This window comes from Pedobacter suwonensis (assembly GCF_007833675.1).
Classification (GTDB): domain Bacteria; phylum Bacteroidota; class Bacteroidia; order Sphingobacteriales; family Sphingobacteriaceae; genus Pedobacter; species Pedobacter suwonensis.
Genome location: NZ_CP031708.1, coordinates 2,782,414 through 2,797,586, shown reverse-complemented (window position 1 = coordinate 2,797,586; position 15,173 = coordinate 2,782,414). Strand labels below are relative to the sequence as shown.

13 protein-coding genes are annotated in these 15,173 nt (G+C 39.3%); 6 read left to right on the top strand and 7 right to left on the bottom strand.

The window, feature by feature from the left end; translation table 11 throughout:
* Positions 1-23: 23 nt before the first annotated feature.
* The 3 genes from tnpA to DV942_RS11350 all read right to left on the bottom strand — a co-directional run bounded on the left by tnpA (position 24) and on the right by DV942_RS11350 (position 4,051).
* Positions 24-485, bottom strand: a complete 462-nt coding sequence (gene tnpA / locus DV942_RS11360; RefSeq protein ID WP_145857581.1) for an IS200/IS605 family transposase — start codon at positions 483-485, stop codon at positions 24-26.
* A 433-nt stretch (positions 486-918) separates the two neighbouring features.
* On the bottom strand, positions 919-1,473 hold the full coding sequence (locus tag DV942_RS11355; RefSeq protein ID WP_145857579.1) for an NUDIX domain-containing protein: 555 nt from the start codon (positions 1,471-1,473) through the stop codon (positions 919-921).
* A gap of 91 nt (positions 1,474-1,564) precedes the next feature.
* Positions 1,565-4,051: an outer membrane beta-barrel family protein gene (locus tag DV942_RS11350; protein WP_145857577.1), complete on the bottom strand. Its 2,487-nt coding sequence runs from the start codon at positions 4,049-4,051 to the stop codon at positions 1,565-1,567.
* A 238-nt stretch (positions 4,052-4,289) separates the two neighbouring features.
* Here DV942_RS11350 and DV942_RS11345 point away from each other — a divergent pair, with 238 nt between their 5' ends.
* Positions 4,290-5,210, top strand: coding sequence for an NAD(P)-dependent oxidoreductase (locus DV942_RS11345; protein ID WP_134204262.1), 921 nt, complete (start codon positions 4,290-4,292; stop codon positions 5,208-5,210).
* 569 nt (positions 5,211-5,779) lie between these two features.
* Entirely contained in the window at positions 5,780-6,247 is a 468-nt protein-coding gene (locus DV942_RS11340) for an OsmC family protein (RefSeq protein WP_145857575.1), read from the top strand.
* Positions 6,248-6,444: 197 nt separating this feature from the next.
* Here the strand turns inward: DV942_RS11340 and DV942_RS11335 are convergent, their stop codons facing one another.
* Positions 6,445-8,325, bottom strand: a complete 1,881-nt coding sequence (locus tag DV942_RS11335) for a M1 family metallopeptidase (RefSeq protein WP_145857573.1) — start codon at positions 8,323-8,325, stop codon at positions 6,445-6,447.
* A gap of 275 nt (positions 8,326-8,600) precedes the next feature.
* Here DV942_RS11335 and greA point away from each other — a divergent pair, with 275 nt between their 5' ends.
* Both greA and DV942_RS11325 read left to right on the top strand, forming a co-directional pair.
* Positions 8,601-9,074, top strand: a complete 474-nt coding sequence (greA, locus tag DV942_RS11330) for a transcription elongation factor GreA (protein ID WP_090984552.1) — start codon at positions 8,601-8,603, stop codon at positions 9,072-9,074.
* Positions 9,075-9,165: 91 nt separating this feature from the next.
* Positions 9,166-9,564, top strand: a complete 399-nt coding sequence (locus DV942_RS11325; protein WP_145857572.1) for an HIT family protein — start codon at positions 9,166-9,168, stop codon at positions 9,562-9,564.
* 54 nt (positions 9,565-9,618) lie between these two features.
* Here the strand turns inward: DV942_RS11325 and DV942_RS11320 are convergent, their stop codons facing one another.
* Positions 9,619-10,488: a hypothetical protein gene (locus tag DV942_RS11320; RefSeq protein ID WP_145857571.1), complete on the bottom strand. Its 870-nt coding sequence runs from the start codon at positions 10,486-10,488 to the stop codon at positions 9,619-9,621.
* A 190-nt stretch (positions 10,489-10,678) separates the two neighbouring features.
* On the opposite strand from DV942_RS11320, the gene DV942_RS11315 reads away from it, so the two are divergent.
* A complete protein-coding gene (locus DV942_RS11315) occupies positions 10,679-11,305 on the top strand; it encodes an RNA polymerase sigma factor (RefSeq protein ID WP_244950880.1) in 627 nt (208 codons plus the stop codon).
* Positions 11,302-12,477: a hypothetical protein gene (locus DV942_RS11310; RefSeq protein ID WP_145857569.1), complete on the top strand. Its 1,176-nt coding sequence runs from the start codon at positions 11,302-11,304 to the stop codon at positions 12,475-12,477. The genes DV942_RS11315 and DV942_RS11310 overlap by 4 nt, the downstream gene beginning before the upstream one ends.
* On the opposite strand, the gene DV942_RS11305 is transcribed toward DV942_RS11310, so the two are convergent.
* A complete protein-coding gene (locus DV942_RS11305; RefSeq protein ID WP_145857568.1) occupies positions 12,474-13,364 on the bottom strand; it encodes a pirin family protein in 891 nt (296 codons plus the stop codon). The genes DV942_RS11310 and DV942_RS11305 overlap by 4 nt on opposite strands.
* Before the next feature lie 705 nt (positions 13,365-14,069).
* Positions 14,070-15,170, bottom strand: coding sequence for an NADH:flavin oxidoreductase (locus DV942_RS11300; RefSeq protein WP_145857567.1), 1,101 nt, complete (start codon positions 15,168-15,170; stop codon positions 14,070-14,072).
* Positions 15,171-15,173: the final 3 nt, after the last annotated feature.

Here is a 15,173-nt window from a genome sequence, read left to right as displayed (position 1 = left end):
TGGATGGCAAAGATAATAATAAATTATTCTGGTTCTTTGAAGATGTATTTTTCTTCATATTCAATCTCAGATGTTCTCAAGAAATGACTGTATTCCTCTAAAAAGGTATTCTTTTTATGATGTTGTTCTTGGTTTTGGATATATTGAATAACCTGTTGAATATGGCTTTTCGAATAGGAAAATGCACCATAGCCCTCTTGCCAGGCAAATTTTCGTGAGCAAAATCCCTGATCGTTTATCCATTTAGAGCTCTCTGTTTTTACATTTTGGATCAAGCTAGAAATGGATTGGTGCGGACGCATGCCTATAAAAATGTGGATATGATCGGGCATACAATTAATCTGGATCATTTTATGGTTATTCGCCTGAAATATTCCGGTAATATACTTCAGGAGCCTTTCTTTCCAATCTGCTTTGATTAATGCAGCCCTGAATTTAACTGCAAACACAAATTGAATATGCAATTGGGTGTATGTATTTGGCATGGTGTTCTAAATTAAATCAACATTCAGTTTTCTTCTTGAACTAAAACTACCAGCTCTACTTTTTCTAGCTAGGATTTGTTCATATGAATTTTAAATTTTAGGATGATTTAATTTTAGGGATCACTCACACGATTTAAACAAGATATTTGAGTGTGGGGATGTACTGTTGTTCGTAATCTTTTATTAAATTATAAATTATTTTTCGATTCTCATAAATCCTAAGCATTTTTATTTGCACGAAACGTTCCTACGGAACGAAAATTCTAACTGTACTAATTTTCTACCGGGGACTTGTTCCTACGGAACAGCATGTTAAAATCAAAACTTATGAAATGTGTTCTATCTCAAAAATGTCCCATCGGGACATGTGCTCGTTAGAAAGAATGTGTAATATTTTTTATGTTCCGTTAGGAACATTTGGTGGTTATAATCGTTACAATTCCCCATTCAGCATCATGAGCTTTGCTTTCAAAATTGCGGCTACGCTCATCGAATCAGTGATTTTTCCATCCAAAACCATTTGATAGGCTTCATTAAAGGGCAATTTTTTTACAGCCAGTTGTTCTGTTTCTTCAGGCATGGCAATACCTTCAATAAGATCGGTAGCAATATAGATAATGCTTAATTCATCGCTTACCGAGTTGGAAAGGTGCATTCTTTGAATCTCTTTCCATGCTCTTGCACTTATGCCCGTTTCTTCCAGTAATTCTCTTCTTGCACTTTCCAAAGGCGCTTCATGGAACGGTCCGCCACCTTCCGGAATCTCCCAACTATAGGCGTTTAACGGATACCGGTATTGACCAACCAGCCAGGTATTATAGTTTTCATCTAACGGCAGAATGCCTATGGCCAGGTTCTTAAAATGAACGGTACCGTAAATCCCTTCCCCGCCAGATGGATTAATCACCTGGTGTTCGGTTAGGCGGATCCAGTTGTTGTCGTATTTTACCTCGCTCTTTAGCGTTTTCCAGGGGTTGATTTCTTCCATGGCTGCAAGATAAGCAATCATCTTATTTTTCGTTGTGGGTTTCTACAATATCAAAAAAAAGCTTAGAAATGATTTCTAAGCTCTTTGGTTATTAAAATGACCCTTCATCAGGGCGGTTATCCTGCTCCTCTTTTTTCTTTTTATTTGTACCGGTAAAGGTGGTTTTTCCAAAGCGGTAAGAGAACGTTAAATTTCCCATTGTACCCTGAAACTGTCGCTCAAAATCAACAATTGTTGCGCGATCTTCAGTAGTCATGCTCCATCTTCTGGTATTAAATATATCCCTAACATTGAAACTTAAAGATGCTTTTTTATTAGGGAAATCATATTTGGCGCCCCCATCAATTCCATACATGGCGTTACGTTTTCCCTGTGCCATCACTTCTGCAGCCCTGTAGTCGCCGCGTACCTGTAATGATAAATTTTTAACAACCGTTAAATTTCCGGTTACGTTAGCGTTCCAGCTAAAGCCACTGCTTGATGGGATATCAAACCGGGCGTCGCCCGCAAATTTTGCCTGGTACAAGTTTACGTTCGTGGTAAAATTTAAAGCCTTGATCAGGTCAAAACGGCCGATTAATTCCAATCCGCTGTTAATCTGGTTTGATAAGTTTTGAGGCGTTGAGGTAATAATTCCATTAACCGGTGTACTTCTTACGCGCTGGATTACATCATTGGTTTGACGGAAATACAAGCTTGAAGTCAAGGTAATTTTTTTCCAGTATTTGCTATAGCCCAACTCAAATGAGTGTACATCTTCCGGTAATAAATTCGGGTTACCACCTCTGTAATTTAATGGATCGGAAACATCTAAAAATGGATTGGTATCCCATGGACGTGGACGGTTTACCCGACGGGTGTAACTCAACTGAAGCTGATTATCGCCCTTTAGTTTCTGTGTTAAAAATATGCTCGGGTATATTCTTTTATAATGGATATTTCCTTCGGCAGTGGTTAATGTATTGTTGGTATAGCCTTCCAGATGCGTATCTAAACGTGCATCTTCGCCTCTTAAACCTATCTGGTAGCCAAAATCTTTAATTTGGTTCTGGTAATTGAAATACAGGGCATGCACCTGATCTTTGCTGTCAAAGCCATTGATCAATTTGTTGTTTCTAATGTAAATGCTACTATTGGTTAGGATCGAATCGGCATACTGATCATTTTCACCTAAACGGATCTGGCTGCGGTAACCCACTTCAATTTTACCCGCTTTACCTACAGGCAATGCGTAATCAGTCTGGATGTTGTAATTGGTGTTGTTGCCGGTATTGAATACACGCTGTAAACTCAGGGTTTCATCAATAGGCACGCCATTGCGGTTGGTAGTATTGGTACTGTAATACTGATCGTTATTGTTGGTGCCGTGCGAATAGCCGAAATTAAATGTCAGTTCTTCCTTTGGTTTTTTAAACTTCTGTACGAAATCTAAATTTGCGTCATAACTTGATCCAAAACCATCGGTATTGTTCGTTCTGTTGCTAAGCAAAACCGGCAATTGGTTTTTATCTAATTGTCTGATGTCGAGCTGTTCGTTACGCTCATTGTCTCTTGAGTTAAAGCCGCCAGATAAGCTGATTACACTTTTAGGTGCTATGTAATAATCAATACCTGCTTTGGCATTATGCCCTTTATCCAATGATTTGGAAACGGTGTTTTGACTGGCAAATCTGGTATTTAATGAATCAGATTTATAGGTAATATCCTGAAAACCACCGCCAACGCGATTGCCATAGCGGTAACCATAGTTTCCATAAATATTGACTTTGCTGTTCTGGAAACTTAAGTTGGTATTGGCATTATAATTATCACGGTTACCTGCAGTTAAGGCAACTGAACCATTAAAGCCCAGTTTGGTGTTTTTCTTAAGTACGATATTGATAATGCCAGATTGGCCTTCGGCATCGTATTTTGCTGATGGATTGGTAATAACCTCAACGCTTTCAATAGAACTGGCGGGGATGGATTGCAAAATCTGCGCTACGTTGCCGCCAGCAATTAAAGATGGTTTTCCATCAATTAATACTTTAACACCTGACGAACCCCGCAAACTCACATTGCCATCCATATCGGTAGAAACAGATGGTACATTCTGTAATAAATCGCCTGCAGAACCGCCTTCGCTGATTACGCTCTGATCTACCGCGAAAATCTTTTTATCGATTCCCATTTGCATACCTTGTTTTTGGCCGGTTACGGTAATTTCACTTAATACATTGCCTTTTGCAGTATTCATTTTAATATCGCCAAAATTTAAGGTACCTGTGCCTGCCGTTATTTTGATATTATCCCTCACCATGGTTTGGTAACCCACAAAGCTAATTTTAAAAGTAAAGGTTCCGGTAGGAATATCAGTCATTACAAAAGCGCCGTTTACATCGGTTTGAGCTATTTTTGCATTTTTGGCCGTGGCTTTATCAATTAAAACTGCTGTAGCAAACGGAATGGTTTCCTGGGTTTTTGCATCTTTAAGTACTCCGGTAATTTTTGCCTTTCCGCTTGTTTGTGCGAAAAGATTAAATGATAAGCTTAAAAGTAAAAGGGTAATCTGTATAGTTCTGGATTGTAAAAGTCTCATTAAAAATAAAATTTCGTGTGTTTTTATAAAGGGAGACAAAGTAACGGCAACTTAGTTTAATAAACGGGCCGTAACTATTTTATTACAGCCATTTTATAGTAATATTTTTGTGGGTAATATGAAGTTTTGCAGTTAACCGTACGCAATTACCGCTTTTATAAAAACTATAAATGAATATTTCAATTGAACGATCTTCAAAATGTTACTTTTGTTCATCATATTGAGCATAGACTAAAAAATGAAAAAAATATTAATTGTTGATGATCTGCATCCTGCGTTTAAAGAGCAGGCCGTTGCGATGGGTTATCAGGTAGATGATGAACCACAGATTACCCGACAACAAACACTGGATAAGATAAAGGATTATACCGGGATTGCCGTACGTACAAAATTCAGGATTGATGAGGAGATTTTTGCTGCTGCCACCAATTTAAAATTTGTAGCCAGGGCAGGGGCTGGCTTGGATAATATTGATGATAAAATTGCCTTTGAAAGGAATATCGAATTGATTAATGCACCTGAAGGCAATTGCGATGCTGTCGGCGAGCATGCCACAGGTTTGCTCTTATCGTTAATGAATAATTTTCGTAAGGCTGATATCGAAATCAGGAATGGTGTTTGGGATCGGGAAGGAAACCGGGGTTACGAGTTGAAAGGCAAAAAAGTCGGGATTATAGGCTACGGTTTTATGGGACAAAGCTTCGCTAAAAAACTGACCGGCTTTGAGGTTGATGTGATGGCTTATGATAAGTACAAAACCGGTTTTTCTGATGCGTTTGCCCGTGAGGTAAGTATGGAAGAAATTGTGAAATATAGCGATGTGCTGAGCCTGCACATTCCTTTAACAACAGAAACCAGGCAAATGGTTGATGACGAATATTTCTTTCATTTTAAAAAGCCCATCTTCTTTATCAATACTGCCAGAGGAGAGATTGTTAATACCACTGCCGTATTAAATGCGATAAAAAATGGAAAGATTTTGGGCGCCGGACTGGATGTGCTGCAAACAGAAAAATTCCCGGCTTTAGGCGAACAGCCCTGGTATGATGAATTAAGGCATAATAATCAGGTTATTTTAACGCCACATGTGGGTGGCTGGACGTTTGATTCTTACCGTAAGATTTCGGAAGTTTTGGCTGAGAAACTTCGGAATATTTAATGCTTTATGGCAAATCAAGCTATTCAATCAAAAGAATATATTAAAAGCTTCGATTTTGAATATGTTGAAACCTATTCTTTTTAGCAAGAGGCTTATTATTCGGAAACGAATAGGAATACTGGGGAAATATCCTGGCATGATCAGCGTATAATCGATTTAGATAAGAAATTAAATAATTCTTCACAAAAAATAAGTTCATTTCAGCGTAATGATGCAGATGCATTTATACTGATCAGTATTCTAGAAACTGATATCTTGAATTTACCTTCGTGGCTTTGTGCGCCTATTTACAGGGATGCGATTATATTTTACAATAAGAAAAGAGAAATAATTTCTGCGCTTAATATCTGTTTTGAATGTTGTTATATGGAAACTGACAAGCATATTAATATCGACGCTGATGAAAGAAACTATGAATTGCTCAAATCGTTTTTAAATTCAAAAGGGCATTATATTCGGTGAGACCTATGAGGTTTTTAAAACCTCATAGGTCTGAAAGTAGAGGCGAGAAATAGATAAATCTCCATTTTATTTTCTTAAATTGGCAATACAATCTAACCAGTTTTATTATGCCGAAAGATCATCTATATTCGACCACCGTTACCTGGACGGGCAACAAAGGATCAGGTACAATGGATTACCGTTCGTACGACAGAGATTATGTAATTTCAGTAAAAGGTAAAGCCGATATTGCGGGCTCGTCTGATTCTGTTTTTTTAGGCGATAAATCTAAGTACAACCCTGAGGATTTGCTTTTGGCTTCAATTTCCAGCTGCCACATGCTCTGGTATTTACACTTATGCTCCAAAAATGGAATAGTGGTTATTGATTATAAAGATGAAGCAGTAGGTACAATGGAAGAATCGGCTGATGGAAGCGGCCGTTTTAGAGAAGTTATCCTGCATCCTCAAATCTTAATTGCTGATCAGGCGACTTATGAACTGGCAGAATCGCTACACCAAGAAGCCAATAAAATGTGTTTTATAGCCAATTCTTTAAATTTTCCGGTTAAACATCAGCCGGTTATCAGTTATTAGTTTGCAGTTTTCAATTTGCAGTTATCACAAAAACTGGGAGAGAATGACGAGTCAACCGTTAAAAATTTTAGTTAACCGCATTACAAATGCGGGGTTCTGTAATCCGCGTTGCAAACGCTGACAATAAAGTTTTCAGTCCCCATTAATAGTTTTCAGTTGGCGGTTCATACTGCCAACTGAAAACCGCATACCGTCAACTATTGTCCTGACCAAACATTATCTTTCGGTGTGGCATCCATAAAGATTCCGTTATCCAATGCAACCGATTTTACTTTTTTAGCCGTATTCAGCGCGATGTTCAGCTCTTTTTGATTGGCTTTCCAAACTGACGGGCTTTTGTGTATAGTCTCGGTTTGCCCATCGGTATAGGTTATCACCATATCAAACGGAATGGCAAATCCGCCCACGTTTTCAATGGTTACAGTTGATTTTCCTTTTGCTGGTGTTACTTTGCTTATGGCTAAATCGAGGTAGTTGTTGGTGAAGAACCAGTTCTGGAAAAACCAGTTTAAATTCTGCCCTGAACCTGCATTCATGGAATTGAAATAATCCCATGGGATAGGATGTTTGCCGTTCCAGTTGCTCATATAGGTGTGCAGTGCTTTTTTAAATAAATCATCTCCCAGCATATCTTTAAGTGCCAGATAAGATAATGAAGCTTTCCCGTAAGAGTTGTTTCCATAACCTGCGCCCGAAACCTGATCAGACATCGAAATAATGGGCTGGTCTTCTTCTGCCGATTTATCATTAATATAGTTATTCACCCTAAATTTCCTGTAAAAATCGTCTGCCGCCTGTTTGCCATGCTCGGCAATGCCGATTAAATATTCGAATGTGGTGGCCCATCCTTCATCCATATAGGCATAACGGGTTTCGTTAATGCCCATGTAAAAAGGAAAGTAAGTGTGGGCAACTTCATGGTCCTGAACCAATTGTGCAAATACCGGATCGCCAAATTGAGAATCGTTCACCATCATTGGATATTCCATGTCTGCAAAACCTTGAAAAGCAATGGTTTTAACATAAGGGTAAGGGATTCCCGGCCAGTTGTTGGAAAACCAATCCAGAGCAGTGAGGTTGTATTTAACCGAGTTGACAAAATCTGTTCCTGTAGCTGGGTTGTAAGCTGCCTGGGCACTGGCACGCCGATTGGTCTTTTTATCCACTATTACGCTGGCACCATCCCAAACATAGTGATTACTCAAGGCAAAAGTAACATCGGTAATGTGGTTTACCGCAAACTTCCAGGTATTCCAGTCTTTTTGTTGTGTTACCTTACCATCTTTCATTTCCTGCTCGGTGGCGATATGGATCACTTCATCACCATTATATGATTTTTTTAAACGTGCAGAAATCTCCGGTTGTAAAACTTCATCAGGGTTGAGGAAATCTCCGGTTGCATAAACCACATAGTTTTTAGGGGCTTTGATTGAGAATTCATAATCGTTAAAGTCATTATAGAATTCGGCCCTGTCAGTGTGTGGAATGCGGTCCCATCCGTTATAATCATCGTAGACCGATATACGGGGGTAGCTATAGGCCACAAAAAAAGAATTTGGATCAATCTGTCCTTCCCGTCCGCTTTCTTTTGATAAGGGGTAATCCCATTCAATTTTAACGGTGATTTTAGATTTTGGCAATAAAGGATTTTTTAGCGTAACATTCCCAACCGTTCCCCAGTTTTTGCTGTCCACCTTATATTTCTGACCATCTACCCAAAAGGCCTTGATATTTAAACCTGTACTCAAAAAATCTTCGCTAACTGCACCACTTCTCGGTGCGGTGGGTTTATGCAGGTTATTTACAAAGCGTATGGCCAGGTTTTTTAAGGTGTCTGAACTGTTGTTGCTGTATAAAATTTCTTCTTTACCGCTAACTACTTTGGTTTCGGCATCTACCTGGATATCCATATTGTATTTGCCATGATTTTGCCAATAATTTGGCCCGGGTTTCCCGTTCATGGCACGTGTACCTTTAGCATAGGCTGCTTTAATATTCCGGGGCATGTAAAGTTCCTGTGCAGAAACTGTATAGCCACCCAGGCAAACGAGCAGGGCAATAGAAAATAACTTTTTCATTTTTAAGAATAATTTAAGCTAAATTAAAATTAATGATTGAATTTTGAATACCTGTGCGATTGAATGTTATATAAATGATCGATTAATCTCGCGATGAAAACAGTTTCGCGTAAAAAAAAGATGGTGAAAGCTAAAATTCCGTTAAATCTTAATCTTTTATTTGCTTTTGTAATTTCCACATTTTATCTTCGTTATAATTGAAGCAAGACTATGTAGCAAACCAACTATATAGTCTTGTTTGTTTTTTATAGCGTTTGAACAAAATTAATAGAGCAATGACAGAGGTAACCTACTACACCCAAGAAGGGTTAGATAAATTAAAAGAGGAAGTTCATTATTTAACTACCACCGGTCGTCAGCTAATATCTAAAGCAATTGCAGAAGCAAGGGATAAAGGTGATTTATCGGAGAATGCAGAATACGATGCCGCAAAAGAAGCGCAGGGGCTGCACGAAGCTAAAATAGCTAAATTACAGAATACATTGGCAAATGCACGTTTGATCGATGAGTCGCGTTTGGACTTATCGAAGGTACTGGCATTATCAATTGTAAAAATAAAAAATGTTAAAAATGGGGCAACCATGACCTATCAATTGGTGGCAGAGAGTGAAGCCGATTTAAAAACCGGAAAGATTTCTGTGAAATCGCCCATTGCACAGGGCTTATTGGGAAAATCGGTAGGAGAACTTGCTGAAATCGAAGTGCCTGCAGGCAAAATGCAATTTGAAGTTTTAGAGATATCCAGATAAGCGGATAACATTTGGCGATAAGCGTTAGCCGCTTACCGCCAAACACTTATCTTAACCGCCCAGCTCCCTCCACCTTTTAACCTTCCACGTTATGACTATCTTCTCTAAAATCGTTGCAGGCGAAATTCCTGCTCATGTTGTTGCTGAAACTGTAGAATATTTAGCATTTTTAGATGTTTCGCCATTAACTGCTGGCCATGTGCTGGTTATCCCAAAAATTGAAGTAGACTACCTCTTCGATATGGAGGAAGACTTGTATGTTGGCCTGTGGATGTTTGCTAAAATTGTAGCAAAAGGTGTAAAAATAGCTTTTCCATGCAAAAAAGTAGGCGTTTCGGTCATCGGATTGGAAGTGCCGCACGCACATATTCATTTAATCCCGATGAATAATGTAAGCGATATGAATTTCAGCAAAGAAAAGTTAAAGCCAAGCAATGAGGAATTGACTGAAGCAGCCGAAAAAATTAAACAAGCCTTACTAGAGGTATAAAAGGCCGGCTGTAAAAACACAGCCGACCATTCTATTTGCCCAACCCCAAATATTTTATTGTGCCGGAGCAACCGAGGTTGTGGTTGAAACATAAGGCCAAACTGATCCCGGAGCTGCCGATCCCGGGATAGTAATTCCTTTATTATCGCCTCTTTTGGTATCGGATGCAAAATAATACAATGGCCATCCTTTGTAGGTAAGTTGTTTTTTATTCACGCTGGCTACTGTGATTACACCCAGGTCTGTTTTTGCCATTACAGATGGAACATTCTGTATTTCAGAAGTGTAAACCGGCCAGAATCCTTCTTGTGTTGTGCCTTTTGTATAGGTATTTAATCCGTTTTTATCGGGAGCAAAGGCGTAAAGTGTTCTGCCAAATGCATCAGTAAGGTATTTGGTGAGTCCAGTTCCCTCTACATAAGTACTGGTATAGGTTTTGGTATCAGCCCCTACCAGTTGTGCATTGGCCAACATCAACGAATAATCAGGTTTTGCCACAAACCAGATCCCGCCAACACCGTCGCCTTTAATGTCTCCTTTAGCAGCATCGCCGGAAAAATAATAAAGTGGGTAACCACGGTAAGTACTTTGTTTACGCCCATCTGTACGGGTAACCTCGCCTACTTCTGCCTTATTCAGGTTTAAATCTGTACTGGCATCGGCACTGTAATAAAGTGGCCAGTTGGTTTCACAACCATTTGTACAAGTAGGTACTCCTGCGGCATCATTAGCAAAAAAATATAAGGTTTTACCATCTTTATCTGTTAATACAGTGCCGAATTTGGCGTCGCTTGCCAATTGGATTCCTTTATTGTTATTGTTTGGCGGAGTTGTTGGCTCATCTGAATTGCTTTTTTTGCAGGCAGTAAATACTACAGCTATACAAAGTACAGCCAATAGATTTCTTTTTAAGTAGATTAGCATAAGATTTTGTTTTAAGTTTTAACTTTAATAAAAATTGATATGCTGCTATTACGCCCACAGGTTTTAAATGGTTGCTTCCATAACGAAGGTTTTTAAGTCAAAATGAATAATAACAGATATTTTAAAAAAAGATTGATTTTGAAGCAACCTTTCGTTGTTCCTGATCGTAATGTGTTTTGAAAGGAGAATTGTGACCGCTAAGCGCGACAAAGAAGATATTCTTATACAAAAGTATATTCAAGGCTGCATTAGAAATGAAAGAGATAGTCAGAAAGCGCTATATCAACATTTCTACAGCTTTGCTATGGGTATCTGTTTGCGTTATGCAAATGATCGGTTAGATGCTGCGGGAATTTTGAACGATGGTTTTTTTAAAGCGTTTAAGAACATTGCCAAATATGAACCTACCAAAGCTTTTTTGCCCTGGCTTGGGCGCATTATAACCAATACTGCTATCGATTACTATCGTGCCAATCTTAAATTTGCAGATCATGTGGATGTTACCGATCATGAATATGTAGCGGAGGTAAGTTCTATATATGATAAGCTGGCTTATCAGGATTTATTGGCGCTGGTGCAAGAACTAAGTCCAGGCTATCGTACCGTATTTAACCTCTTTGCTATAGATGGCTATACGCATGAAGAAATTGCCGAAATGTTGGGAATATCGGTAGGTACATCAAAATCTAACCTGTTTAAGGCAAGGCAAAAACTACAGGAAATGTTAAAAGCTACGGAGACGAACACTTACCAGGTGAGAAGTTCGGAGGTAGACAGGAACCTTTTACAGGTAAGGTTAAATACAAATATGCAATGAAAGAGGGAAAAGATATAGATAAATTATTTAAGGATGGATTGGAAAATCCCGACCATCCTTTTAATGATTTAGATTGGGATAATCTGGAGGAAAGGTTGCATCCATCACCAAAAAGGAGAACAGTGCCGATAATATGGCTAACTGCCGTAGCCGGGATAGCTGCCATGTTGCTGGTGGTGTATTTGTTGGTTAAACCCGATGCTGATCAGTCCAAAGACAGACAGGTTAAAACCAAGATAGAAAAAAACAATAATGCCGGTAAGCCTTTAAATGATAAAGAAGAGCTGGTTAAAAAGCCAGCAGATGAAAATAGTTCTGCCGGAAATGGACAAGGAAGTTTATTGGCTGGTCATCATGATACAGAAAAAGCCACCAGTGTGCAAAAGGGCACTGAAACACGGGCCGCTTCACTAAAAGGCATGGAAACCAGCGGTGATAACAGTAACCAATTATTTGATGTAATTTATAAACCGAAAATAAGTATTGAGCGCGAACCAATAGCATTTGAAAAACAAAACCTGGTGTTTGAGCCTGCTCAGGGTAGGGTGGCAAAAATTCAATATCCTGTTTTTAAGAAGAAACCGCGATTGATATTAAGTATTCTGGCTGCGCCCGATTTAACCAGCGTACAAAAATCAGGGCAAAGTAGCTTAAGTGGAGGCTTGGGCATAGAAGCGACCGTTATCCTAACAAAAAAACTGAGTGTTACTACAGGGGCATCTTATGCAAAGAAAATTTACGATTCGGATTTTAGCTTATACAAGCCCAACACAAACTATGTATTCAGCATAAAACCATCAAACATCCATGCCAATTGTGACGTATTGGATATCCCGATCAATTTAAATTACAAAGTTTTTGATAACCGCCGTAATTCTATTTCTGTAAGTACAGGTTTATCGAGTTATTTAATGTTAAAAGAAAAGTATAGCTTTTCCTACAACGGCACTTATCAGGGTCCGCAAAATTTCGAAGTAAAAAATGCGAACCAGCATTATTTAGGTATAGCCAATGTTGGTATAGAGTTTCAGCACAAAATCAATCATAATTTAAGCATTAGCGCTAAACCTTTTATGAAAATTCCGTTAACCGATATCGGTTATGGCAATAGCAGGTTATCGTCAACAGGCGTGGCTATTTCTGTAAATATGAATCTGTTTAGGAGGAATTAGTGTTTAATATTGCGGATGGGATCTGGTAAAGGCACAAAATCGGTTTCTCCAGGTACAGGTTTAAAGGTTTGTTCCAGCCATTTTATTTTTGCTTTTTCAATTAATTCCTTATCAGAGGCTACAAAGTTCCAGTAAATAAAACGTTCTTCAGGAAAAGGTTCACCTCCGAAAATGTAAACCGTGGTATTTGCGTGCATGGTAAATTCACAGAGTCTGGCATCGTTGGCAATTAGAATCTGGCGGGGTTCGAAAATATGTCCGTCACTTTCTATTGCGCCTTCTAAAATATAAAGGGCACTTTCGCCGAAAAGATAGTCGCCAATATTCACTTTCTGGCGTTTAGCACTCTTTAACTCTAAAAAATATAAAGGGCTGTATACAGGTACTGGAGATTTATAACCAAACGCCTCCCCGGCAATCAATTTAAAATGGACACCATCTTGGGTCCAGCCCGGAATATCTGCCTCTTCCACATGGAAAAATTCGGGTTCCATCTGTTCTAAAGCTTTTGGCAAAGCCACCCAGATCTGCAGGCCATGAAGCATTTTATCCGTATGCCTAAGGTATTCAGGGGTTCTTTCTGAATGTACAATGCCACTTCCGGAAGTCATCCAGTTTACCTGTCCAGGCTTAATCACAATATCCGATCCTAAACTGTCTTTGTGCGTAATCTCGCCCTCGAACAAGAAAGTTAGGGTAGATAAACCGATATGCGGATGAGGTGGAACATCAAGGTTTTCATGATCGCTCATTGCGGCAGGCCCCATATGATCAATAAATGAAAATGGCCCAACCATACGTTTTTCACGGAAAGGGAGGAGTCTGCCCACCATGAAATTGCCAATATTTGCAGGTCTTTCTTCGATAATAAGTTTAATGTTCGACATGGGACAATCAATTTTTTGATGACGTGAATTTATGGAAAAAGACTGGGATTTAAATTGAAATTCTATTTGTCACGTCATTTCGAGTGAAGTGCAACGGAATCGGGAACCCGATGGCTCAGCGAAGCTAAATCTATAAAAACGGCATTTAGTGATGTGTATTCTCGAAAGAATTGAAATAAAGATTGTGTACGTGTCAGATGTAAACATCTGACCTCACAGAATTGATTGAGGTGACAAAGTTGGTCGTTTAATTTTATTTGGAAAGCAGTAACAGAAGCTTTTAGGCTACTGTAGTCCCGCTCCCGCTTCTGCCAATTGGAAGGAATTGGCATCCCGCTTCGATCGGGTTTAGATGGCTACGGCATTGCTGTTATCAGAAGTGAAATAAACCCGGACAACAGCGTTATCCCGAATTTTCAGTCGGATTAAGCAAAGGGCGGGGCTGGAGCAACCGAAGTATTACAGGTATTGCTTTCATAATTATCCAAAAAGATTCCGTGCTTAGTATTTCCGTGGCAGAAAAATTTTTATGTGCATTTAGATGTTACCATTTGACTGGCTAAAAATGGTATTAAGAAATTAGAAAGAGAACAACTCCACAATTAATATTTGAGAGGTGTGTCAGATGGTAACATCTGACAACACCAGAAACAAAAAAAGCATCCCTTTCGAGATGCTTTTAAACTTAAAGAGAAAATATAGTTCTTATACCAGTTGCATCAAAGCTTCTTTGCTGAAGCCTTTCAATTCATCCAAGCGGTTATGTTTAATTTTTTCAACCCAGTTAGGGTCTGCTAACAACGGACGTCCAACTGCTACTAAATCAAAATCGCCACGGTCCATTCTGCGCACCAATTCATCTAGCGAGCTAGGCTGCGAACTTTGTCCCGCAAAAGCACCAAAAAAATCACCATCTAAACCAACTGAACCTACTGAAATGGTGGCCTTACCTGTTACTTTTTTCGCCCATCCGGCAAAATTCAGGTCAGAACCTTCAAACTCCGGTTCCCAGAAACGGCGTTGCGAACAATGGAAAATATCAATTCCGGCTTCTGCGAGTGGGGTTAACCATTCTTCCATTTCCTGCTCGTTTTTAGCCAATTTGAAATCGTAAGCAGCGGGTTTAAATTGTGATAAACGGATAATCAAAGCGAAATCTTCGCCAACCCTTTTACGTACTTCTTTAATTACTTCTACGGCAAAACGGGTACGCTCTGCTAAGGTTTTTCCTCCATAAATGTCGGTTCGGTTATTGGTAGCATCCCAAAAAAACTGATCAATCAGATATTGGTGTGCACCATGTATTTCAACTGTGTCAAAACCTAAATTCTTGGCATCAGCTGCGGCCTGACCAAAAGCAGCAATGGTATCGGCAATAGCCGCATCCGTCATCGGTACACCATTTTCAAAACCCGGTTTGTTAAAACCTGAAGGGCCTTCAAAAGGTGCATCGGGCAACCAGCCTGATGCATGGTTTTCCATAATTCCCTGGTGCCAGATTTGTGGACCCATTTGCCCGCCGGCCTGGTGAACTTCATTAATCACCTGTTGCCATCCTGCTAAAGCTTCTGTACCATAAAAATGTGGAATGTTTGGATCTGCAGAAGAAGATGGACGGTTAATTACCGTTCCTTCAGACAAAATTAAGCCTACTTCTCCGGCCGCTCTTTTTGCATAATAAGTAGCAACCTCAGGTGTTGGCACTCCGCCCGGAGAGAATGATCTCGTCATAGGTGCCATTACAATTCTATTTTTGATATTCAAAGTTTTAAGGCTGAATGGCCTGAATAAACTATCTGTATTCATATA

Bases quoted from the DNA above. Each gene is read 5' to 3' on its own strand.
- tnpA (WP_145857581.1), bottom strand. From the start codon at position 485: ATGCCAAATACATACACCCAATTGCATATTCAATTTGTGTTTGCAGTT.
- DV942_RS11355 (WP_145857579.1), bottom strand. From the start codon at position 1,473: ATGGAAGAAATCAACCCCTGGAAAACGCTAAAGAGCGAGGTAAAATAC.
- DV942_RS11350 (WP_145857577.1), bottom strand. From the start codon at position 4,051: ATGAGACTTTTACAATCCAGAACTATACAGATTACCCTTTTACTTTTA.
- DV942_RS11345 (WP_134204262.1), top strand. From the start codon at position 4,290: ATGAAAAAAATATTAATTGTTGATGATCTGCATCCTGCGTTTAAAGAG.
- DV942_RS11340 (WP_145857575.1), top strand. From the start codon at position 5,780: ATGCCGAAAGATCATCTATATTCGACCACCGTTACCTGGACGGGCAAC.
- DV942_RS11335 (WP_145857573.1), bottom strand. From the start codon at position 8,325: ATGAAAAAGTTATTTTCTATTGCCCTGCTCGTTTGCCTGGGTGGCTAT.
- greA (WP_090984552.1), top strand. From the start codon at position 8,601: ATGACAGAGGTAACCTACTACACCCAAGAAGGGTTAGATAAATTAAAA.
- DV942_RS11325 (WP_145857572.1), top strand. From the start codon at position 9,166: ATGACTATCTTCTCTAAAATCGTTGCAGGCGAAATTCCTGCTCATGTT.
- DV942_RS11320 (WP_145857571.1), bottom strand. From the start codon at position 10,488: ATGCTAATCTACTTAAAAAGAAATCTATTGGCTGTACTTTGTATAGCT.
- DV942_RS11310 (WP_145857569.1), top strand. From the start codon at position 11,302: ATGAAAGAGGGAAAAGATATAGATAAATTATTTAAGGATGGATTGGAA.
- DV942_RS11305 (WP_145857568.1), bottom strand. From the start codon at position 13,364: ATGTCGAACATTAAACTTATTATCGAAGAAAGACCTGCAAATATTGGC.
- DV942_RS11300 (WP_145857567.1), bottom strand. From the start codon at position 15,170: ATGAATACAGATAGTTTATTCAGGCCATTCAGCCTTAAAACTTTGAAT.